At 42.2% G+C, this 22,460-nt stretch carries 18 protein-coding genes; 11 read left to right on the top strand and 7 right to left on the bottom strand.

Going from position 1 to position 22,460, the window contains the following annotated elements; genetic code table 11:
- Positions 1–41: 41 nt before the first annotated feature.
- Together MHB66_RS03695 and MHB66_RS03700 are read right to left on the bottom strand one after the other, a co-directional pair.
- Positions 42–629 carry a YjgB family protein gene (locus MHB66_RS03695; RefSeq protein ID WP_046314241.1) on the bottom strand — a complete coding sequence of 196 codons (588 nt, stop codon included), beginning with the start codon at positions 627–629 and terminating at the stop codon, positions 42–44.
- Between the two features lie 98 nt (positions 630–727).
- The gene (locus tag MHB66_RS03700) at positions 728–2,710 is read right to left on the bottom strand and encodes an LTA synthase family protein (RefSeq protein WP_046314243.1); all 1,983 of its coding nucleotides are present in this window, start codon (positions 2,708–2,710) and stop codon (positions 728–730) included.
- Positions 2,711–3,289: 579 nt separating this feature from the next.
- On the opposite strand from MHB66_RS03700, the gene MHB66_RS03705 reads away from it, so the two are divergent.
- From MHB66_RS03705 to MHB66_RS03735, 7 genes are all read left to right on the top strand, one after another.
- Positions 3,290–4,948: a pyridoxal-dependent decarboxylase gene (locus MHB66_RS03705; protein ID WP_046314247.1), complete on the top strand. Its 1,659-nt coding sequence runs from the start codon at positions 3,290–3,292 to the stop codon at positions 4,946–4,948.
- 31 nt (positions 4,949–4,979) lie between these two features.
- Entirely contained in the window at positions 4,980–6,704 is a 1,725-nt protein-coding gene (locus tag MHB66_RS03710) for a methyl-accepting chemotaxis protein (protein ID WP_041116177.1), read from the top strand.
- Positions 6,705–6,883: 179 nt separating this feature from the next.
- Positions 6,884–7,270 (top strand): DUF1992 domain-containing protein, encoded by a 387-nt coding sequence (locus MHB66_RS03715; protein WP_041116179.1) that lies wholly within the window; start codon positions 6,884–6,886, stop codon positions 7,268–7,270.
- Between the two features lie 168 nt (positions 7,271–7,438).
- Positions 7,439–8,875, top strand: a complete 1,437-nt coding sequence (treP, locus tag MHB66_RS03720; RefSeq protein ID WP_046314249.1) for a PTS system trehalose-specific EIIBC component — start codon at positions 7,439–7,441, stop codon at positions 8,873–8,875.
- Between the two features lie 15 nt (positions 8,876–8,890).
- Positions 8,891–10,591, top strand: coding sequence for an alpha,alpha-phosphotrehalase (treC, locus tag MHB66_RS03725; RefSeq protein WP_046314252.1), 1,701 nt, complete (start codon positions 8,891–8,893; stop codon positions 10,589–10,591).
- Between the two features lie 19 nt (positions 10,592–10,610).
- The gene (gene treR, locus MHB66_RS03730) at positions 10,611–11,339 is read left to right on the top strand and encodes a trehalose operon repressor (RefSeq protein ID WP_024425854.1); all 729 of its coding nucleotides are present in this window, start codon (positions 10,611–10,613) and stop codon (positions 11,337–11,339) included.
- 72 nt (positions 11,340–11,411) lie between these two features.
- The gene (locus MHB66_RS03735) at positions 11,412–11,846 is read left to right on the top strand and encodes a hypothetical protein (protein ID WP_046314255.1); all 435 of its coding nucleotides are present in this window, start codon (positions 11,412–11,414) and stop codon (positions 11,844–11,846) included.
- Between the two features lie 38 nt (positions 11,847–11,884).
- On the opposite strand, the gene MHB66_RS03740 is transcribed toward MHB66_RS03735, so the two are convergent.
- Positions 11,885–16,177, bottom strand: coding sequence for a multifunctional 2',3'-cyclic-nucleotide 2'-phosphodiesterase/3'-nucleotidase/5'-nucleotidase (locus MHB66_RS03740; protein ID WP_046314257.1), 4,293 nt, complete (start codon positions 16,175–16,177; stop codon positions 11,885–11,887).
- A 253-nt stretch (positions 16,178–16,430) separates the two neighbouring features.
- Here MHB66_RS03740 and MHB66_RS03745 point away from each other — a divergent pair, with 253 nt between their 5' ends.
- Positions 16,431–16,949 carry a type 1 glutamine amidotransferase domain-containing protein gene (locus tag MHB66_RS03745; protein WP_041116188.1) on the top strand — a complete coding sequence of 173 codons (519 nt, stop codon included), beginning with the start codon at positions 16,431–16,433 and terminating at the stop codon, positions 16,947–16,949.
- Positions 16,950–17,056: 107 nt separating this feature from the next.
- Here MHB66_RS03745 and MHB66_RS03750 read toward each other — a convergent pair whose 3' ends face one another.
- Positions 17,057–17,272 carry a DUF1128 domain-containing protein gene (locus tag MHB66_RS03750; RefSeq protein ID WP_003214000.1) on the bottom strand — a complete coding sequence of 72 codons (216 nt, stop codon included), beginning with the start codon at positions 17,270–17,272 and terminating at the stop codon, positions 17,057–17,059.
- A gap of 77 nt (positions 17,273–17,349) precedes the next feature.
- Entirely contained in the window at positions 17,350–18,705 is a 1,356-nt protein-coding gene (locus tag MHB66_RS03755; RefSeq protein WP_041116190.1) for a sodium:alanine symporter family protein, read from the bottom strand.
- Positions 18,706–18,878: 173 nt separating this feature from the next.
- On the opposite strand from MHB66_RS03755, the gene MHB66_RS03760 reads away from it, so the two are divergent.
- From MHB66_RS03760 to MHB66_RS03770, 3 genes are read left to right on the top strand one after another with little or no spacing between them, the layout of a single operon-like run.
- Positions 18,879–19,349, top strand: a complete 471-nt coding sequence (locus MHB66_RS03760; RefSeq protein WP_024425273.1) for a low molecular weight protein-tyrosine-phosphatase — start codon at positions 18,879–18,881, stop codon at positions 19,347–19,349.
- A 20-nt stretch (positions 19,350–19,369) separates the two neighbouring features.
- Positions 19,370–19,726: a YtxH domain-containing protein gene (locus MHB66_RS03765; protein ID WP_342490571.1), complete on the top strand. Its 357-nt coding sequence runs from the start codon at positions 19,370–19,372 to the stop codon at positions 19,724–19,726.
- On the top strand, positions 19,713–20,531 hold the full coding sequence (locus MHB66_RS03770; RefSeq protein ID WP_024425272.1) for a YhjD/YihY/BrkB family envelope integrity protein: 819 nt from the start codon (positions 19,713–19,715) through the stop codon (positions 20,529–20,531). Before MHB66_RS03765 ends, MHB66_RS03770 begins: the two co-directional genes overlap by 14 nt.
- A 207-nt stretch (positions 20,532–20,738) precedes the next feature.
- Here the strand turns inward: MHB66_RS03770 and MHB66_RS03775 are convergent, their stop codons facing one another.
- Together MHB66_RS03775 and MHB66_RS03780 are read right to left on the bottom strand one after the other, a co-directional pair.
- Positions 20,739–21,245: a GNAT family N-acetyltransferase gene (locus MHB66_RS03775; protein ID WP_041116192.1), complete on the bottom strand. Its 507-nt coding sequence runs from the start codon at positions 21,243–21,245 to the stop codon at positions 20,739–20,741.
- A 16-nt stretch (positions 21,246–21,261) separates the two neighbouring features.
- A complete protein-coding gene (locus MHB66_RS03780; RefSeq protein ID WP_046314260.1) occupies positions 21,262–22,425 on the bottom strand; it encodes an MFS transporter in 1,164 nt (387 codons plus the stop codon).
- Positions 22,426–22,460 lie beyond the last annotated feature (35 nt).

Here is a 22,460-nt window from a genome sequence, read left to right on the forward strand (position 1 = left end):
AAGAAAAGCATCCTGAGCACAAGCTCAGGATGCTTTTTTATTTAAGAATCGGCTTTAATGAGGTTGATATGCAGGACGGTGAGCTCATGCTGACTCATATCTGGATCATGGCCTACGATAAATTCGAGTTCATAATCACCGGTTCGATACACATATTTTTTCTCTTTTGTCTGAGGAATGGTACTCACTGAATCCGCTGGTCCAAGCTGTTTCTTTAGTAACGAAGGGGTCATACCGCCGATATTTGTTTCTTTTTCTACATTTGTACCGAAATAACGGATTTCATCAATTTTGCCTTTTGCATCATAGTGAAAAGCAAATCCGGGATTTCCCATTTCCGCATGATACAAATCAAAGCTGCTTTGACCTGTTTCTGGATATGGATGTCCGAGCTGATGATGAACGTCTTTTTTTGTTTGAACGCCTATTTTCAGTCCCTTCGCATAGTAGGGCATTTGTCCTTTATGTGCCAGCTTATAAATGCTGTTAAGCGCGGCTTTTGGACCTTGAGGAACGGATTGCTCTGCTGCTGGTTTAATCATGGCGTGTGCTGAGACCGCAGGGCTGAAACCGAATAGGGCCGATGAAGCAAGTGAGGCAGTTACGACAAAAGTTGCTGTTTTCTTCATGATAAATCCCTCCTTCTTCTCCTATACCCGGGGCCATCATGATCAAACGTGAAAAGAACCAGCTGATCAAGGATCGGCTGGTTCTTAGCATGAGAACGTTATTTTGAAGAAGAGCTGGATTCATCTTTGGCGGAAGAGGAATCCTTTTCATCCTGTACTTTCTTTGTATAGTCATAATCGTTGCGGTCAATCGGTGTAAAGCCTTTAGGCTTGTAGAAACGGAGTAAATCTTCGGTGACAATCTTATCAGATGTCTCCAGCATCTTTTTCACCGTTTCATTTTCTTGCGATGCCTTGTCAGTTGGCTCGATTTTCTCGCCTGTTTTGTTGCTGTAATAGTTATTGCCTACTTTCGTGTAGTCCTTAGACACGAAGTCACCGTTTCTAAATGGCACAAGCTCTTTAAAGTTCTTCGATAAGATATCAGAACCAGACATTAAATAGTTCTTCGTATCATCGCCAAGCAGGTGCAGAAGAGTTGGTGCGACATCGACTTCACCAGAGTATTTATGAATCTGTCCGCCTTTTACGCCAGGAACATGGATAAAGAGCGGCACACGCATGAGCTGCGCATTTTCATAATCTCCAATTTTTTGCCCTGTCACTTTTTCCATCGCTTCATTATGATTTTCAGAAATACCGTAATGATCTCCGTACATAATAACGACGGTATTGTCATAGAGACCTGACTTTTTCAAATCGTTGAAGAACTGTTCAATCGCTTCATCTAAATAATGAGCCGATTGGAAGTAGTTATCGACGACAGAGTCACCGAAATCACCAGGCTCGAAATCAGTATCACCTTCATCCATTCCAAATGGGAAATGGTTCGATAAGGTAATGAATTTCGAATAAAACGGCTGCTTCATGTTTTTAAGAATTGGCATCGATTCTTTGAAGAACGGTTTGTCTTTCAGTCCATAGTTCTTCGTATCCTGCTCGTTCATATCGTAGTACTCAGAATCGTAAAATCTGTCATATCCAAAGGATTTAAACATTTCATTACGGTTCCAGAAGGTTTTCGTATTTCCATGGAATTCTGCTGACGTATATTGATCCTTCTTCAAAATACCAGGAAGTGCTTGATATGTGTTTTGCGCCTTGTTAATAAAAACAGAGCCCTGTGATAATGGGAATAACCCAGTATCCATCATAAATTCAGCATCAGACGTTTTTCCCTGTCCTGTTTGATGGAAGAAGTTATCAAAGTAAAACGTTTTGTTGTCGTGTGCCAATGAATTAAGGAATGGCGTTACTTCTTTTCCATTGACCTTATAATCAATGACAAAGTTTTGCAGAGATTCAAGAGAAATTGTAATGACGTTCATGCCTTTCGCTTTCCCGTAATAAGCAGGGTTAGGATCAGCGCTGTTCGCTTTTAAATAGTTCTCTACATCTGTCACGTCATTTGAATTTGCCAGAGCACGCTGGCTGTTTGATTTCACATTTTGAATGGCATCAAACACAGTAAAGTTATAAGCGCCTAAATATTTAACTAAATAATTGCGGTCGAACGATCTTGATAAAAGCTCTGGACGATCGATCTCTGCAGCCACTAAGTTTAAAACAAAGATCACAACAGAGGACACAAGGACGAGTCTAAACGATTTTGACTTTTGAACAGGTACAGTGGCTGTACTTGTTTGCTGCTGCCTTTTCATGCGGACTGCAAGTACGATCAAAATGATTGTATCAATAAAGTAAAACACATCAGTCCAACGCATGAGTGAAAATGCACTATCACCTAATTGTCCGCCATTCGTTCCTGCCTGCATCACTGTAGGCAGCGTGATAAAGTCATTGAAGAATCGATAGTACACGATGTTTGCGTATAGTAAAAAAGACATGAAAAAGTGAATCACAATGATAGCGGCAGGCTGCCATTTTTTCTTGAACAATAAAGCAAAGCCAAGAAAGAACAAGCTGGAGCTAATAGGATTCACGAAAAGCAAAATATGCTGAAGCACATTTGATATACCAAGTTTAAATTCGATTAAATACGCTGAATACGTTTTGAGCCATAGTAAGACGGCTGCAATCAGAAAGAAGCCGAGACCTCTTTTTTGAATAAATGTTTTCATATAAACACTCCTTTTCTCCGTTAAACGGAAGAGGCGGAACGAAAGAAAACGAACCATTAGAATATACCACGAAATGCACAAATAGAAAAGTCATAACCAGTGAAGAGCCTTTGGAAGCCTGTCCGAGCAATAAAAGGGGAGAAAATGAAAATATTCGCCCATCGAAAAACTTTTTATGAAAATCGACCTATTAATGACAGAAAATTCAGTAATTTTCCAGTTGCTATATCAATAAAACAGGTAAAAAGACACAAGTCTAAAGAATTAATTTGATTTCTACAATGGTCATTTAGAGAGTATTTCCATTGTTTCTTAATGTTTATGCAGGTTAAGCAAAAAAAATGAGCCATGGAATGGAATAAGACGGTGGATAAAAATTCCTCTCATAAAATATATCAATATATTTTTGTGTTTCACGAAAATAATGGTTTTCATGTGTTTTTTAAGGGTTTTATTTATTTTAATAAGTGAACAAATTATCTAAATATACTTAAGTGAACATATTGAGACTATAAACTTCTGAATTGGGGTCGATATAGACAGTGACAGGAAATCTTCCATTGAAAGGATTGATAGTATATGACTGTACGAGCAGAGAACCTCGTTCAGAACTGGTTTCCGAGTGAGGACGGAAATGCAGGAGAGCGTAAAGAACTCATCAAATTGATGGAGCAGATCATTTCAGGGGTCGATGACCTGAAAGATCCCAACCGTGCACACCTTAAAGGTGAAAAGAATCGTGGGGAGGACTTTTACAAAAAGCTTACTGAAACAAGTCAAATTCCGATGAACGGCCAGCAAGCGGAACTTGTGAATGAAGAATTACTGAAGCTTTTACATAACCATCCATACCACACCAAGTATTTCTTCACGAACATTTTGCCAATGGCAAGTACACCAGGAATTTTAGGCATGCTGACAGCTATGCTGGTAAACGGAAACAACCTATGGGATGTTTATGGACCAGCAGGTGCGGAAGCTGAGGTCAGAGTGGTCTCAATGATGTCTAAGCTCATCGGATATGATCCAAATGTGAGCGGGGGATACACAACATGGGGAGGTCAAGGAGCGATTTTTTCAGGACTTCGTTTAGCGATCGCAAAGGCTGCGCCGGAGTCACTGCGAAAAGGAGTTCCGCAAAATCTTTATGCGTTTTGTTCTGATGCTGCACATTACAGCCTATTTAAGTCAATGGAAGCAACAGGACTTGGCACAAACAACTTAATCAGAATTAAGACGAATAAAGATCATTCAATGGATATGGAAGATTTGCGTTGTCAAATGGAACGTGTTGCACAGGGTGGCGGGATTCCCGTTTATATTGTTGCAACAACCGGAACAACAGATGCCATTGCAATTGATGATGTAAAAGGGGTACGTGAAACAGCAGAAACGATTGCTGAAAAGTATGATCTGAAGGTGCCGCATATTCATGCAGATTCGGCGCTGGGTGGATTCTTTGCTTTCTTTAATGAGTATGATGTATCGGAAAACCCGCTGCAATTCTCAGACGGTGTTCTTCGTATGCTAAAAGAAATCAAAGCGAAATTCCAGCATCTGTCTCTTGCAGACTCGATGTGCTTTGATTTTCAAAAGCTTGGCCAAACACCTTACACATCCAGTTTATTCCTAGTGAAAAACGCTGCTGACTTAAAGCGTTTGGACCTGGAAGAACAGGAGACACCATATGTTGGCCATAGAGGCTACGGGGAATACCATACGGGTTATACACTGGAATGCTCAAGAATGGGAAGCTCGATCAGTATGCTGAGTGTGCTCTTAACGTTTGGGATTGAAGGCTATCAGCGCTTGCTCGGTCAATTCTTAGAAGTGAACCTTGCCTTCAGAGAAGCACTTAGTCGGGAAATTCCGCAAGCAGAAGTCGTGAATGATGACAACGTCGGAATGGCTACATTATTTAGAATTTACCTAGACGGCTCACCGCGTTTTCAAGAAGAGATTTCTGGCGAAGCGACTTCAATCGAAATTGAGCGGAACAATGAATTGAACAAAATGCTGTTTGAAAAGCTTGGAGAGAAAAGAGATGAGATGTTCTTTGGCGATACAACGAAGTTTTTACTTGTCAACTCGAAAGAAGGCCAAGAATTCTATCTAAGTGTTAGTAAGTTTTTTGTCATCTCACCTTATACGTTACCAGAGCATATCCCTCATATCGTATCTTATTTAAAAGATGTGATTGCATCTGTTTGTGGACAATTTGAAAATGTACATGCTTAAATCAAATCTGAGAGTGGAGATGTAGGAAAAAATGGCGAAACAAAGGAAATTTGGAGGATACACGATATCCTCTAAAATCATGTCAGTCGTTACCGTAACATTACTCGCAACCGTTGCATTATTCGTTCTAACCTTTTATCTAGTCAGCCAGGATTTATCATCCCAGTTATTAAAGCAATTTGATTATCGATTAACAACAGATATTGATACTGCCAAAAAAGAAATCGATAACATCGATGGAAACGTGCTCAGCATTAGCGGGAAGGATGACCCCATTTATGCCGAGATTAAAACGAAATTCACAGAGCTTCAAAAAGATCATACGCTTGAGAACTTATACGTGTTATCTAATAAAGGCGGTAAAGAAAGAATTATCGTATTAACTGGAGAAGACAATGATTTTGACCAGGATTATGCATTTTCAGATGAGATGAAACAAGCTCTTTCTGAAGATAAAATGGTCAAAAGTGATATTTACAAAGATTCATTTGGTACACATAAATCAGTCTTTTTGCCAATCAAGGATTCAGGCGGTGAGCTGACAGGGATTTTAGGCATTGATTTAGATGCGTCTGTCGTGCCTCAAACAACGCAGAAGCTGACGATCTATATCACAGTGGCATCTGCCATTGTGCTCATCGGTGGATTACTCTTCTCATACTTTATGGGAAGAAGAATTGCGAAACCAGCACGTTCATTGATGGAATCAGCGAACCGAATTGCTGACGGTGATTTAACTGGTGTGGTAGAGGTTGAAAGTAAAGACGAGATCGGCCAGCTTGCCGCATCCTTCCAAAAGATGCAGGGGCGGATCAAAGAGCTCATTTCGAAAATCTCACACTCATCTAGTGAAGTGTCGAAAATGTCTTCACAGCTTCGTACGGTGACGAACGAATCGAGTCAAAGTGCGCAGCAAGTATCAGAAGCCATGACGAATATGAGTGAAGGAATCAATGATTCTGTCGCAAATATTACGGATTGTACGACATCCGTTGCTGAGATCGATACGCAAATCGAAGGTGTCACAAAAGAAGTTGATGAAATGAAATCTGTTTCATCTAACGTACAAGAGCAGTCAGAATCTGGTCAAAAATTAGTGAACCATGTGCTTGATCATCTGAATATGCTACATGACAAGATGACCAACTCAAAGCAGGCAGCAGAAGAATTACAATCTCATTCAACGGAGATTGAAAGTGTCATCTCGATTATTACAGACATTTCAGCACAAACGAATCTGCTTGCACTGAATGCTTCCATTGAAGCGGCACGTGTTGGAGAAGAAGGAAAAGGCTTTGCTGTTGTGGCAGATGAGGTGCGCAAGTTAGCTGAGCAATCAGCGGATGCGGCTAAAACCGTTTCAGACCTTGTCATCGGTACACAGGAAAACAGTCAGCGCGTTCTTGAAAGCGTAGAGGAAAGCAGTAAAGCAGTGGAAGAAGGACGTGAGCAAATGGAAGGCACGTCACAAAACTTCGCTTTGATTTACGACGGTGTGTCCCAGTTTTCAAGAAGAACGAACAATTTGCTTGCTTCTATTAAGCAAGTTGAGAAAGCATATCAAACGATTTCTACATCGATTGAGCAAATTTCTGTTGTATCGGAAGAACATGCAGCCAGCTCTCAAGAAGTGGCGGCAGCAACAGAACAGCAAAGTGCTGGTATGCAGCAAATTTCAAGTGCGATTGAACAGCTCTCTGATATGTCGGATGACTTAGCACAAATGGTCTCAACCTTCAAAGTCGACAATAAATAACGAGAAAGGGCTAAAATATTTTAGCCCTTTTTCTCTTTTCAGCGAAGAAGGGACGAGCACCTGAGCGCAGGATAGACACCGAATGCGAGGGGGTGTCTAGATGCTGAACCTGGCTCTTGTGAGAGAGCCAGCTTTTTTGCTATGCTTAATCAAATACTTGCGGCGAAAGGAGAAACGCTATGGATTTTGCGCAGAGATTATCAGAAGAACGGATCAAAAAAGCGATGGATAACGGGGCTTTTGAAGGATTATCTGGCTTTGGGAAGCCTCTGCCAAAAGATGATGCTGCTCATGTACCAGAAGAACTTAGAATGGGCTACCGCATCATGAAAAATGCCGGATTTGCTGGGGAAGAAACAGCGCTGAAAAAAGAACTCATGACTGTCAAAGAGCTGCTTCGCTCCAGTATAGACGGAGAGGAGAGAAAAAAGCTGTCTCTCATATGTGAAGAAAAACAAAAACGTCTGGATGAACTTACATCTAAGCGCCAAACTTTTGCCCGTCCAGCTTCCTCCTTTTATAAAAATAAGGTCTACGAGAAATTAACGGAGCATAAAAAAAGATGATGACACGCTGCCTCTCCCTGAGCACATTGAGGGGGCTTTTTTTATGTAAGCGCTACATTTTGTTGTTGACTACATGTATATACAAATATAAAATAAGAATCAAACATGTATATACAAGTTTTTTGGTTCTTTTTTCTTATATAAAAAAACGATCTCGGAGGGGATAGTATGGCTGATTATCAGGCAGCAGCAGATCAGATTGTGAAAGCCATCGGCGGCAAAGAAAATATTGATCAAGCGACACATTGTGTGACAAGGCTGCGCTTTGTGCTGAAAGATGAAGGTAAGGTGGATGAGAAAGCACTTGAACAAATTGAAGAAGTGAAGGGATCTTTCTCAGCGAACGGTCAATACCAAGTGGTGATCGGCCAAGGGGTCGTCAATCGAGTATATGCCGAAATGGTGAAACAGACGGGGATTGGGGAAGCCACAAAAGAGGACGTGAAGCGTGCCTCTGATCAGAAATTGAATCCATTGCAGCGTGCTGTGAAAACGCTTGCGGATATCTTTATACCGATTCTTCCTGCCATCGTCACAGCCGGTTTATTAATGGGAATTAATAATATTTTAACAGCTCCTGATATTTTCTTCGATCAAAAATCGATTGTGGATGTGTATCCGGCATGGGCTGATTTAGCGAATATGATCAACTTAATTGCAGGCACTGCCTTCACCTTCCTGCCAGCATTAATTGGCTGGTCAGCTGTGAAGCGGTTTGGGGGGAATCCGCTTTTAGGAATGGTCCTTGGGCTAATGCTTGTACATCCAGACTTGTTAAACGCATGGGGCTATGGAGCGGCTGAGAAGACCGGTGACATTCCTGTTTGGAACTTGTTTGGACTTGAAGTGCAGAAGGTAGGCTATCAAGGACAGGTTCTTCCGATACTCGTTGCCTCTTATTTACTTGCAAAGCTCGAATTATTTATTACAAAACGGACACCTGAAAGTATTCAGCTTTTAGTTGTTGCACCGATTACGTTATTAGTCATTGGATTTTTGTCATTTATCGTCATTGGACCTGTTACCTTTGCAATCGGTAATGTTTTAACATCTGGACTTGTAGCCGTCTTCCAGCAATTCGCAGCACTTGGCGGTCTATTATACGGCGGACTGTATGCAGCATTAGTCATTACAGGAATGCACCATACGTTCCTCGCTGTGGATATTCAATTGATTAACTCAAAGCTGCACGGCACGTTCCTATGGCCAATGCTTGCACTGTCCAATATCGCTCAAGGATCAGCTGCACTGGCAATGATGTTTGTCTTAAAAGATGAAAAGCAAAAAGGACTTTCGCTGACATCAAGTATTTCTGCTTATTTAGGAATTACCGAACCGGCGATGTTTGGGGTCAATCTGCGTTATCGATTCCCATTTATTTTTGCACTGATCAGCTCAGGATTAGCCGGTATGTTTATCGCCTCTCAAGGGGTGCTGGCAAGCTCAGTTGGTGTTGGAGGCATTCCAGGAATCTTCTCCATTATCCCGAAATATTGGGGGGCATTTGCAATTGGAATGGTGATTGTACTCATCCTCCCATTCATCGGTACTCTTTTATATGCAAAACTAAAAAAGAAGAAGGATTTTTCAGAAGAACTTAACTAGTGGTGGTGAAGGAAATTGAATCAGCAATCAAATGAACCATGGTGGAAAAAAGCGGTTGTCTATCAAATTTATCCGAAGAGCTTTTTAGATACAACGGGCTCTGGTACAGGGGATATCAATGGCGTGACGAAAAAGCTTGATTACATCAAAGAGCTTGGGGCGGATTGTATTTGGCTCACGCCAATGTATGAGTCCCCGCAGCATGACAACGGCTATGATATTAGTGATTATACAAAAATCCATGACATGTATGGCACAATGACAGATTTTGAACGCATGCTGAAGGAAGCGCATGAGAGAGGAATACGGGTCATCATGGATCTAGCCGTTAACCATACATCTATTTTCCATGAGTGGTTTCAAGCCTCGCGTGAGTCAAAGGATAACCCTTACCGAGATTATTATATTTGGAAGGAGCCAAAAGCGGACGGATCTCCTCCGAACGATTGGCAGTCGAAATTTGGCGGCCCAGCCTGGGAACTAGACGAAATAACAGGAGATTATTATCTCCATTTATATGATGTCACTCAGGCGGATCTCAATTGGGAGAAGGAAGAGGTGCGCAGGAAAGTATATGACATCATGCACTTTTGGTTTGAAAAAGGAATTGATGGGTTCAGGCTGGATGTCATCAACAACATCTCAAAGGATCAGCGCTTCTTAGATGATGCTGGACAATCTGTGCAAGGCGACGGCCGCATGTACTATACGGATGGGCCGAGAATTCATGAATTTCTGCATGAAATGAACCAGGAGGTTTTTTCGAAATACGATAGCATGACAGTTGGAGAAATGTCTTCAACGAATATCGCAGACTGCATTCGGTATACAAGACCTGATCGGCAGGAGCTGGATATGACGTTTAACTTCCATCATTTAAAGGTGGATTATCCAAACGGCGAAAAATGGGCGATCGCACCATTTGATTTTCAAGAGTTGAAGTCGATTCTGTCTGAATGGCAGACGAAAATGCATGAGGGCGGCGGCTGGAATGCGCTGTTCTGGTGCAATCATGATCAGCCGCGTATCGTCTCAAGGTATGGTGATGATGACACGTATCATCAGCAATCAGCGAAGATGCTGGCGACCACGATTCATCTGATGCAGGGGACTCCTTATATTTATCAAGGTGAGGAAATTGGCATGAAGAATCCTCGCTTTGAGGACATTTCGTCTTACCGTGATATCGAATCACTCAATATGTACGAAGTCATGCTTGAAAAGGGAAAATCAAAGGAAGAAGCACTCGCCATTTTACAGGTCAAGTCAAGAGATAATGCGAGAACTCCAATGCAGTGGACCTCAGAGAAGAATGCAGGCTTCTCAACAGGAACGCCTTGGATTGAGCCAGCCGATAACGACATTTCGGTCGAAGCTGCGTTAAAAGACCGGACGTCCATTTTCTATCATTACCAAGCCCTTTGCAGACTGCGTAAAGAACTTGATGTGATCACATATGGCAGCTTCTCCTTACTTTTAGCAGAAGATCCAAAGATTTTTGCTTATGTTAGAGAAAGCAAGAATGAGAAGCTCCTCGTGATCAACCACTTTTATGCAGGGGAGGCGGACTTTACGCTACCTGATGAGCTTGTGCAGGCTGTAGATGAGATGGAGGGGCAAGTCCTGTTATCCAATTATGAGGATGTGCCGGCACATATCAAGGGATTTACGTTGCGCCCATATGAGTCAATCGTTTATCATTTAACCAAACGCTAGAAAATGGGGCGGAGGGAAAATGAAAGAGAATAAGTTTCGAGTGATTTATGATCAGCTCGCAAGACGAATTGAGCAAGGTGAATGGCAGGATAAAGGCATCCTCCCATCAGAGCATGAACTTTCTATCATGTACGACACGTCCCGGGAGACGGTGAGAAAGGCATTAAATATTCTTGTGCAAAATGGCTATATTCAAAAAATCCGCGGGAAAGGTTCTGTATTGCTGAATCGGGAGAAAATGCAGTTTCCTGTATCAGGTCTTGTCAGCTTTAAAGAGCTTTCCCAAACGCTTGGCCGAAAGACGGTCACAACAGTTCATGAATTTGGTTTAATCAAACCGGATCAGTATATTCAGTCTCAGCTGAAAATTGATGAACAGACAGACGTCTGGAAAGTCATTCGATCTCGCAATATTAGCGGGGAAGAGGTGATTTTAGACAAGGACTACTTTTTGCAAAAGCATGTCGAAGTATTGTCTAAAGACATATGCGAAGGATCAATCTACGAGTATATTGAGGGAGAACTCGGTGTATCGATCAGCTATGCTCAAAAAGAATTTGTGGTAGAGCCATGTACAGAAGAGGACGCCAAGTACCTTGATTTGAAGGGATTTGACCATGTCGTTGTGGTAAAAAATTATGTGTTCTTAGAGGATACGAGTCTATTTCAATACACAGAAAGCCGTCACCGATTAGACCGCTTCAGATTCGTCGATTTTGCTAGAAGAGAAAAAACGGACAGAGCCTAGGCTCTGTCCATTTCAGGTTTTGGAGAAGCGGGGATATACACAACGAAAAAATCTTGATTTACAGGAGGAAAAATGATTAGACTGAATCGACCACTAAAATTACGGGATTTAGAAATTTTTAGCGTGATGAAAGATCATCGAATATTATGTTACGTCATCATTGAAGATACGCGAAAACCGTTTACGGAAGAAGATCGAAAACTAGTTCCATTATGTTATATGGATGAAGAAGATATACAAGCGTATTTGAATGTTTTTCATATTTCCATTATCAATGATGAAAAATTAAGTGAAGAAGATTTAACTCTTGTTCAATCGTATTTTGCTGAATTTGTAAATAATACGAATGTAACGAATTTTATTACGAGAGATTATGTTCAAGAGGATTTATATGCCGTCGATGATGAAGATGACATCACATTCTTCAATAGAATGCTGCGTCATATAGGATCAGATGAGGTGAAACAATTTGATAAACGCAATTGGATTTATTTATCCCAAGATTGAGATGAGAAAAGACAGAGCATAGGCTCTGTCCTTTTCTTTTAGGATGATACATTTTTTCTTGTACGCTTGCGCTGGTAGTAATATAGGATACCGCCTGAGGCAAGCATGAGTACGCCAATCAATACAGCTGTATACATCATTGTTGCTGTATTCGGGAGTGTGCCGCCTGGGAGTCCGGTTCCATCTTGGTTTGGATCTGTACCTGTACCTCCGCCTGGCGCTGATGTACCGCCGTCTCCGCCAGTTTGATCTGGCGTTGTTCCAGCTGCCCCGCTTTGGTTGAGTACGGTATATTCGCTGAAGTGTTCAGTTTGACCTGATACGACACCATTTTCGAACGATCCGTTACTTGTTTTTGCATAACGGTTTTTCTTGCGGTCTACATAATATACACCAGGTTTCTTCGCCTTTTGAGGCTCATCTAATGTAAAGGATAGTGTGACAGGATCTTTAAAGGTAGAAACCTTTTTCTGATCTTGTTTGATTTGGAAATCATACGTATCCGTTAATGCATTTTTCACCTTATCCGTCTTTGTCATCCATATATCTGCGCTTTTCTCGGACAAGTTAGAGAGCGGTAATGCGAGTCCCACTTTGTCATGATAGATGGTGACGTTTGGATCTTGCTCTCTTTTCTTCAGCTCGGCTACCTGCGCTTTTGATAGAGACAATTGAACGTTTTTTGCTTCGCTCGCTTTGTCTAAATAGAGCAATGCTTTGTTTGTATGCTGCACATACGTTTGGAATTTCTCATCATCTTGAATGTCATAGGTGCCTTTTCCTTTCGCACGCGGAAGGAACACTTCTTTCACCCTGTGATCGATGACAGGAGAAATATGCCCGCCGTCTGCCTGTTCAATTTGCTCTTTGAAGATTTCATAGTCAACATAGCCTAAGTCTTCGCCGTGAGAGGCTTCTGTAAAGACACTGTAGCCATCTCCGCCTGTGCCAACAAATGCGTTTGTTGCCACGCGGTATGTTTTCTTATCATCAATGTCTGTTAGTTTGCCGTTTTCGTCTTTCAGTTTGACATCAATGAGTCTGCTGCCAGCTGGTTTACTCAGTGTAAACGTATATTCAATGCCGGCTACATGAGGGAATGCGCCGCCGCCTTCCTCAATGCCTGAAAGCCCTTGTTCGAGTGCTTTCTTAATTTGGCTGCCTTTTAGATCTGCGACATAGAGTGTGTTTCCAAATGGCATGACCGTTAAAATATCACCTAAAGTGATATCTCCTTTTTCAATGCTGCCTCGAATTCCGCCGCCGTTTGTGATGGCAAGATCAGCACCAGCAGATTCTTGCGCTTTCTTCAGCATGCCGTCAGCAATAAAGTTCCCAAGGTTCGTTTCCTTTGCACGGACATGCTCGCGTTGTCCATCTAAGAGGACATCAGCAGACCCGACTTTTTCCGTTTTTAAATCTTGAATATCTGCCTTGTACTGATCGAGGATCGCTTTTGCATCAGCATCTTCTTTGACAGAGTCATCGGTGGTGATGAGATCAAAAGAAGATTCCTTTGGCTGTACGACTCCTTTTTGATTAAAGGCCACGTCTACTTTTCCTAAAAATTGTCCGTAGTCTTTTACCTGTGCGACAATCGTTGGTTCTTTCTTATTGACGACCTTTAATTTTTCAACAAGGGTGTGCGTGTGACCGCCAATGATTAAATCAATACCATCTACTTTTTGAGCAAGCTCAAGGTCACGGTTATAGCCAATGTGTGTTAAAGCAATGATTTTGTTGATTTTTTCTTCTGTTTGAATCGTGTTGACTGTTTCTTTTGCTTTCTTGTATGCATCCTTGAATTGAATGTTAGGACCGCTGCTGGATGTAATGGCCGTGTCTTCAGTGGTTAAGCCGAATACAGCCACCTTTTCACCGTTTACATCAAGCAGGATGTATGGGTATATCCCAGCTTCTTTTTTCTCACCAGCTTTAAATGTCGCTGGCTTTTTCACTAAGCCGCTCAATTGTTTTTCCTTAGAGACATCAACGTTTGATGACACAATCGGGAATGCAGGCTTTTCAAATTGGTGACGATTTTTCGCATCTACATCTGAAGCATCACCCGTCAGGAATTGACGAAGAACAGAAGGACCTTTGTCAAATTCATGATTACCAAATGTCATGGCATCATATTTCATTAAGTTCATTAGTTTTAGGTCGGCAAGTCCTTGCCATTTTGTGAAATATAGGTCACCAGAGAAGACGTCTCCAGCATCTAATAAAATGTTGTTTTTGCTTTCGGCTCGAACTTCTTTAATCTTTGTTGCACGTCTTGCTGCATCATCAAGGTGGGCATGTGTATCGTTTGTATGCATCACTGTTAAATTCCAGTTGTCTGATGCAGGCGGTTCTGTTGTGCCATCCTCTTTAAAGGCTAGCTTGTACACGCCAAGACCATCTGTGCTGGCTTTACGAACAAAGTCTACGCTGCTTGATTTTTCAGCAAACGGCTTAGCTAAAAGAGAAGATTCGAATGTGACTGTTGCGCCTTTGATTGGTGCAATGGACCAGTTTTGATCCGCACTTGGGTTGATGGTTTTTTGTTCGATAATATAATCCATCAGTACTTGGCGGTTCTCATCAGCTGAGGCAAGCACCACTTTATCTTGCGTCAGATGCGGGAAGCCTCCGCCGCCAGAAGCTCGATAGTTGTTCGTCACGACTAAAAATTCTTGATTGTCAGAGACTGGTTTCCCGTTGTAGGACAGGTTTTTGATGCGGTTTGCATTTGCATTGACAAGGGTGCCTGTTGTGCTGTACTTAGCAGGCTGCGTCACATCGACTTGATAGGTGACACCATCGATCACATCAAAGTTATACGAGCGGTATTCTTCGTTTAAAATAGGCTGTTCATTTGAATCGTTTGGTTTGATTTGATTAAACTGTCCGGCAGACATCTCGAGCCAGTCTTTGACTTCACTGCCTCTCAGTTTGACAATCTGCACGGTGTTATCGTAAAGGTAGAGATCGCCGATATTTTTAATCGCTAAATCACCTTTTGCGATATTCGTATAATAATTCACACCGTTTCGACCGCCGGCTTTAAACGGGGCGCCTGCAGATAAAATCGGTAAGTTTTTGTACGCGGTATCCTTCATTTTTTCTTGTGCATACCATTTTTGTGCATCTGTCACAATTTGAATAGAAGGGTCATCCATCACTTGAGCAAAAAAGCTGTTAATGTCTGCTTCTGTTTTACCGACAGGTTTTCTCACATAATCAAGTGTGTTTTGATGAGTTGTTTGAATGGCATCTTTCACAGTGCTGTTTTGAGAAGTGACTCCTGCAACAGATTCAATCTTTCCTGTTCCGTCTGTGACCTTCCATTTGCTGCCGTCAGGCTCTAATGTTAAATCAATGACTCCGAGGTAGCTTCCCCAGTTTTTTGACATGACGACTGGAATGCCGTTGATGGTTCCTTTTGAGACATCGAATTTGTCGACGCCGCTATATTCAGCGCTTGGGAATGTGCCGTGCTGGTGGCCGGACACGATCGCATCGATGCCTTTTGTTTTCGTGGCAAGATCAAAGATCATATTTTCTGACCCTTTAGGCGAAGCGGTTTTTTCAATTCCTGTATGGGCAAGAGCGACGATGATATCTGCCCCTTTTTCCTTCATTTCAGGAATGGTTTCATTGGCAGATTCGACGATATCCTGCACTTGAACTTGTCCATCTAAATGTTTCTTATCCCACGTCATAATTTGCGGTGGAACGAATCCTATGTAACCGACTTTTACAGTTTGTGAAGCTCCGTTTGCATCTTTAAAGGTTTTATCTTGGATCACATAAGGCGTAAAACGGTGTTCTCCATTTAATTTTTTGACGTTCGCATTGACAATCGGGAAGTTAGCGCCGGCAATGGTACCATCAAGAAATGATAATCCGTAGTTAAATTCATGATTGCCAAGTGTTCCTGCATCGTATTTTAGTTTGTTGAGTGTATGAATAATGGGGTGAACCTTTGTTTGATTGATGATACTGTCTTTCTCATTTTTGTAAACGTATTCTCCAAGAGGGGTTCCTTGAATCAGGTCTCCGTTATCAACAAGGAGTGTATTTGGATTTTGTGACCGGTGCTTTTCAATCAGCTCGGCTGTTTTTGCTAAGCCAAACTCATTTGTTTCTTTGTCACTGTAATAATCATAATTCATCATGTTCGCATGAACATCCGTTGTGGCTAAGATGCTGACTTTTACGGCATCGCCGTTTTCTATTGCTGCATGAGTAGGTACTGCTGGGAGAATGAGACTAATCATCATAATGGAAGTGAGCAGAATAGACAGGTTTTTCCTTCGTTTAGACCTATGTGCTTGCTTCTTCACCTGATCTCCGCCTTTCAAATTTTTTTGACCACAATACCTATTGTAGAAATGTTTCGTTAACTTTTGTAGTTATTTTTTGCAGATTATTGTAAAGATAACATAAATCATACGAATTACCTTGTTGAGGGAATATAAATAAGTCTAAATGCTTATTTTCATCATAAGGGGTTTTCTGATCGGGATAGGATGTTTGATTTCAATGTACCCGGGTATAGTGTGTAGTGTAACGATAATCAAGCAGGAGGGTTTCTACATGGGTAAGAAAATTGCAGTTGTATTAACAGATTACTTTGAGGATGTTGAATTCACCGAGCCTGCAAAAGCCTTTAAAGATGCAGGCCATGAGGTCACAGTGATTGAAAACGAAAAAGGAAAAACAGTGAAAGGGAAGCAAGGAGAAGCAGAAGTGAGAGTGGATGCGTCCATTGATAACGTGAAGCCTGAAGACTTCGATGCACTTCTGATTCCTGGCGGGTTCTCCCCAGACATTCTGCGTGCAGATGATCGCTATGTCCAATTCACAAGAGCATTTATGGACGAGAAAAAACCAGTATTTGCGATCTGTCACGGACCGCAATTGCTCATTACAGCGAAGACGCTGGAAGGCAGAGGCGCGACTGGCTATACATCCATTCAAGTAGATATGGAAAACGCAGGCGCAAAATTCCAAGATGAAGAAGTTGTCGTTTGTCAGGATCAGCTTGTGACAAGCCGTACACCTGATGACATTCCAGCATTTAACCGTGAATCATTAAAACTGCTCGCAAAATAAGCAGTTTTGACAGGATAAACAAAGCCAGCACCTTGCGGGGTGCTGGCTTTTTCTGCGCATGGATGGAAGAAAGCGGCGTAAACCGCAATCCAGTTTCCTTTGCACGATTATTTTCTTAAGTTTTTTAGCTCGCTTGCGATGGCTTGCATTTCACTTGGGCTGAATGAAGATTTTTTCATCACCATTTGGTGTAGAAATTCAATATCTTCGTACTTGTCTGGACTGAAGTCCTCGGCTTTGATGACTCCAATGTTCAGCATATTTAACTTTTGCGAAATGTCTTCAATCAGCTGATTGACTTCAGCCGCTTTTTGCTCTGACAAGGGCGGCACGTCCTTTCCTGCATATGTGTTGAATAATATGTCTATTTTAACAGAAATGCAAAAGAATAAAAGGGCTATTAAGACGACACCGAGATGTTTTTCTCCTTTTTCTCCTGCTTGATCTTATCAATGATTCGTTTAGATTCAAACACGACAACCCCAGATAAACCGATGAGGCCGATCAAGTTAGGAACAGCCATCAGTCCGTTTAGCATATCCGCCACGCCCCAGACGAAATCATTCTTAAACACGGCACCGAAAAAGACAGCAATAACAAACACAACACGATAATACATCACATATGAATCTTTCACCAAATATGTAAAGCATTTTTCGCCATAATAGGACCAGCCAATAATGGTGGAATAGGCGAATAAAAGTAAGCCGATTGCAACAATGATTGAGCCGATTGGACCAAGGAAATGAGCAAAGGATAACGAGGTGAGTGCATCACTTTTTTCTGTGACGTACATATCGGCCATGACAATTGTGATCCCTGTAATGGAACAAACAATCATCGTATCAATAAAGACTTGCGTCATTGACACAAGCGCTTGACGAGCAGGCATATCTGTTTTGGCAGCAGCTGCAGCGATTGGTGCAGAACCAAGACCCGCTTCATTGGAAAATACCCCTCTCGCCACACCCCAGCGGATTACGGTACCGATTGCACCGCCTGCAACGGCTTGACCTGTAAATGCATCCGTAAAAATGAGCCCGACGGCACTTGGGACAAGATCCGCATTCATGACAAGAATGATCAGTCCGCAAATGACGTAGAATAAAGCCATGACCGGTACAAAAATAGCCGTCACACGGCCAATGCTTTTAATCCCGCCTAAAATCACGAGGGCAGTAAAGGCCGTAATAATAATGCCGGTGATCCATGTTGGAATTTGAAAGGTTGAATTCATGACACCAGAAATCGAATTTGACTGCACGAGATTCCCAATCCCAAAGGCAGCCGTAGCGCCAAAAATAGCAAACAGCACCCCTAGCCATTTTTGCTTCAAGCCATGCTCCAAATAGTACATCGGCCCGCCGGACATTTCCCCTTTTTCATTTTTGACACGGTATTTCACTGCGAGAACAGCTTCAGCATATTTTGTCGCCATTCCAAAGAACGCTGCAAACCACATCCAAAACACAGCGCCTGGTCCGCCGGCAATGACAGCAGAGGCGACCCCTACAATATTTCCCGTTCCAACCGTTGCAGCAAGGGCTGTCATTAATGCTTGGAAGTGAGAAATATCACCTTCTGATGTCTTATCTTGCTTTGAAAATGCCAGCTTAAGCGAATAGGGGAGCAGCCTAATTTGAATGAAGAGCACGCGAAAGGTAAGGTAAATCCCTGTCCCCACGATCAAAAACAAAAGCGGCGGTCCCCATAATACATCATTGATACTGCTGACAATCTGTTCTACCCATCCCATATGTATCCCCCTTTATTTGTTTATTTCTCCTAAAGTGTCACCTTTTTTTGTATAATGTGTCAATGCCGATGGGAGTTTTTCTTGCAAAGTTTTCAAAAGAAAAAGGGCTTGATATGATAGAGAAAAGGTTTCCGAAAGCAGTTCTTAGGGAAAAGATAGGAGGAGAATGAAGGATGATTCATGTATTATTCGTATGTCTTGGCAATATTTGCAGATCACCGATGGCAGAGGCCATGTTTAGAAAACGAGTAGAAGATGAGGGGCTAAGCGAGCACTTTGTCATTGATTCAGCAGGCATTGGCGGCTGGCATCAAGGCAGCCCTCCGCATGAAGGAACACGAAAGCTGCTTGATGAAAAAGGGATCAGCTATGAAGGGATGTCCGCAAGACAAATCATAGATGAGGACATCACAGCATACGACTATATCATTGCGATGGATGCTGAAAATGTAGGAGCACTTCGCAGTATAGCCGGCTATGGGAAACATCACTTTATTGGCCGTCTTCTTGACTTTGTTGAAGACGACGATCGAGATGATGTGCCAGACCCTTATTACACTGGAAACTTTGAGGAAGTACATGATTTAATTGAAAAAGGAATTGATCGTTTTTTGACGTATGTAAAAAAAGAGAAACACCTTTAACTGAAAGGAGATCAGACGAGATGGAAGAAAAAAATCAAATCATGCTTCGAGGAGCTGTGATAGGAGCAGCTTGCGGCGCACTGCTGACATTATTTCATCGGCCAACGAGAATCGCGCTCAAAGACAAATGGGATGACTGTCAGGAAAAGCTGGCGGAATACCGTCAGGAGCCAGCCAGAATTTCTGCTTGTATGAAAGAAAAAATGGAAGAAACGAAGCAGCTGATGCGAACAGTCTCAGATGATTTGTCATTTTTAAATGAACAAGTCAATCAGTTAAAGGAAACAACCCCAAAAGTATTAGAGATTATTGAAGAAACAAAGGATCACGAAATAGAAAGATTGATCATTGGAGATGAGGCGTATGGGTTTTATTAAAGCGTTAATTGAACGCTTTTTGCTGCATGAAGGACCGGCAAAATCTGCTGAGCTTGCTTACTTCTTTTTGCTTTCATTATTTCCGTTTCTCATCTTCGTGCTGACGCTCGTTGGATATTTGCCGCTGACGTCGAAGGATGTCCTAAGCGTCATCTCTGGTTATGCGCCAGAAGGAGCGCTTTCGATGATTGAATCCATTGCCGAAGAGACACTGAACAGCCGTAACGGCGGATTGCTGTCATTCGGGATTATTGCCGCCCTTTGGTCTGCATCTAACGGGATTAATGCCGTCGTCAGAGCATTTAACCATGCTTACGAAGTTGAGGAAAATCGTTCCTTCATTCTCGTACGTTTAACATCCATCATCTTAACGATAGCAATGGTTCTCACGATTATTTTTGCCTTAATGCTGCCTGTCTTTGGAAAAGAACTTGGCTTATTTCTCGCTGAATTAGTCGGGCAGTCAGATGCCTTTCTCACCATTTGGACGGCCATGAGGTGGATCATTAGCCCGCTGATTTTATTGATTGTGTTTACAGCCTTGTACTATTTCGCCCCGAACATTAGACTGAAATTGAAATTTGTTCTGCCAGGCGCCATTTTTGCCTCAATTGGATGGATTTTGGTGAGCATGCTGTTCTCATTTTACGTAGGCGAGTTTGCGAATTACAGTGCGATGTACGGAAGTATTGGGGGAATCATTATTTTAATGATCTGGTTCTATTTAACCGGCATCATGATTATCCTTGGCGGCGAGCTCAATGCGCTTTTACATAAGCGTAAAATCGTACCAGGCAAGGTGTGAAGAAATCTGGGCATCCTAAAGAAGAACGAACATGTTCAATCTTGATGGATGGGGGAATCACATATGTCCAAACAATCGAAAAAAGGCGGAAGCAACACGAAACAAAACAAAGGCCATCAGCCAAAGCACAAAACAAGCGGCAGTGCAAACGGGCAAAATGGTTATCATTAAATGAAAAAACTCCTCTGCATAGGTGCAGGGGAGTTTTTATTTCGATAATCGTATATATCGCTTAAGGATAAAAGCTGTATCAGGTTTTGACTGGTAATGAGGATCATGCTGAAATCCTGCGTTTATTGCTACACGTTCACTTCTGACATGGCCAGCAGGGCAAAAAATTTCAAATCCATCCACTTTAGGAGCAAAGGTTTCTGTCATAGATTTGACGATGGTTGTCACAATGCCCTGTCCTTGCGCGTCTTCATCAATCCAATAACCGATATTGCCTAATTGTTGATTAAATGTCAGACGGAACACACCGATTAATTGCTCGTTCAGCTGAATGCCAGCTTCCAACCCTTTTTGTTCATTGTAGGTGGTTTGAGTTGATTGAATAAACGTTTTTACAGCTTCTACGCTTTGGCATCGATGAACCCAAGGCAGCCACTCCCCTAAATGGGCCTTATTCTTTTGAATAAGGCTAAATAGTGAGTCGGCATCATCTAATTGTAGAGATGCCAAAGTTAATTCATTTGTGATGTGATATGTAAACAACGATTGATCCCCCATTTTAGTGACTTTCCAGCACTGCCTGCGTTCTCCCAAATCGAACGCAGCAAAACACAAATAATATGACGATGCTGACAAGGTAGAGTAAATTCATTCCTTCAAACGTTTGCACAAAGAATCCTCCGAGTACCGGCCCGAGAATACTGCCTGCACTAAACGCCATCCCGCACATTAAATTCCCGGCGGGAAGAAGATGCTTTGGCAATAAGTCGGTCATAAAACTGATACCAAGCGAGAAGGTAGAGCCTACAGCCATTCCAGCGATAAAGAAACAGATGGCCACAGCCAAAACGGATTGAATGAAAATTCCTGCCAAAAGGAAAAAGAATGATCCAGCGAGTGTCACACATAAAATGATGCGGCGCCTGCCAAACCGGTCACTAAGCATCCCAAGAGGAAGCTGAAAGACAATGCTCCCAATGGCAAACGCAGGTAAAATAAACGCAACTGCATCTACTGTCACACCGCTCCTGAGTGCATACACAGGGAAGTTACTATTAAGCGTCGTTTCTAAAAAGCCGTAGCAAAATGGCATCATAAAGGCGACCCAGCCAAATTGAAAGGCCTTTTTAAAGCGCTTCAAACTGTTTGTCTGCTCTGACGTTTGCACTTCGCCTGTATCTGGATATGTATTTTTTAAAACAAACACAAGCAGCCAAATACATAAACTAACGGCACCAGAAACAATAAAAGGCAAGGCTGGATTGATCTCAATGAGCGGCGTTAAAAAAGGGCCTGCGGCAAAACCGAGTCCAAATGATAATCCATACAATGAAATATTTCGTCCGCGATTTCTTGATGATGAAGCATAGGTCACCCACGTCTGTGTAGAGAAATGCAGCATATGGTCACCAATCCCGATCATGAGCCGGAGGAAGAACCAGACGACATAAGATTCAAAAAACACAAAGCTGAACAAGCTTAAAAAGACAGCAGCGCCTCCAATGACGATTAACGGCTTAAATCCAAACCGGCGAAGCGGTGCTTCCATAAAAGGAGACGCAAGCAGCACACCGAGATATAAGCCTGTGGCATGCAGGCCGTTTAACGTAGGAGAAGTACCGGCATGTTCAAAGATAATGGAAATGACAGGAAGTAATGCACCCTGTGAAAAACCAGATACGGATACCAGTAAAATTAAAATCATAAAGTGAATTCTCGACATAAGATGCTCCTTACAAGTTCATGCTTTCATCGTAC

This window comes from Bacillus sp. FSL L8-0167, assembly GCF_038630295.1.
GTDB classification, from domain to species: Bacteria; Bacillota; Bacilli; order Bacillales; family Bacillaceae; genus Bacillus; species Bacillus safensis.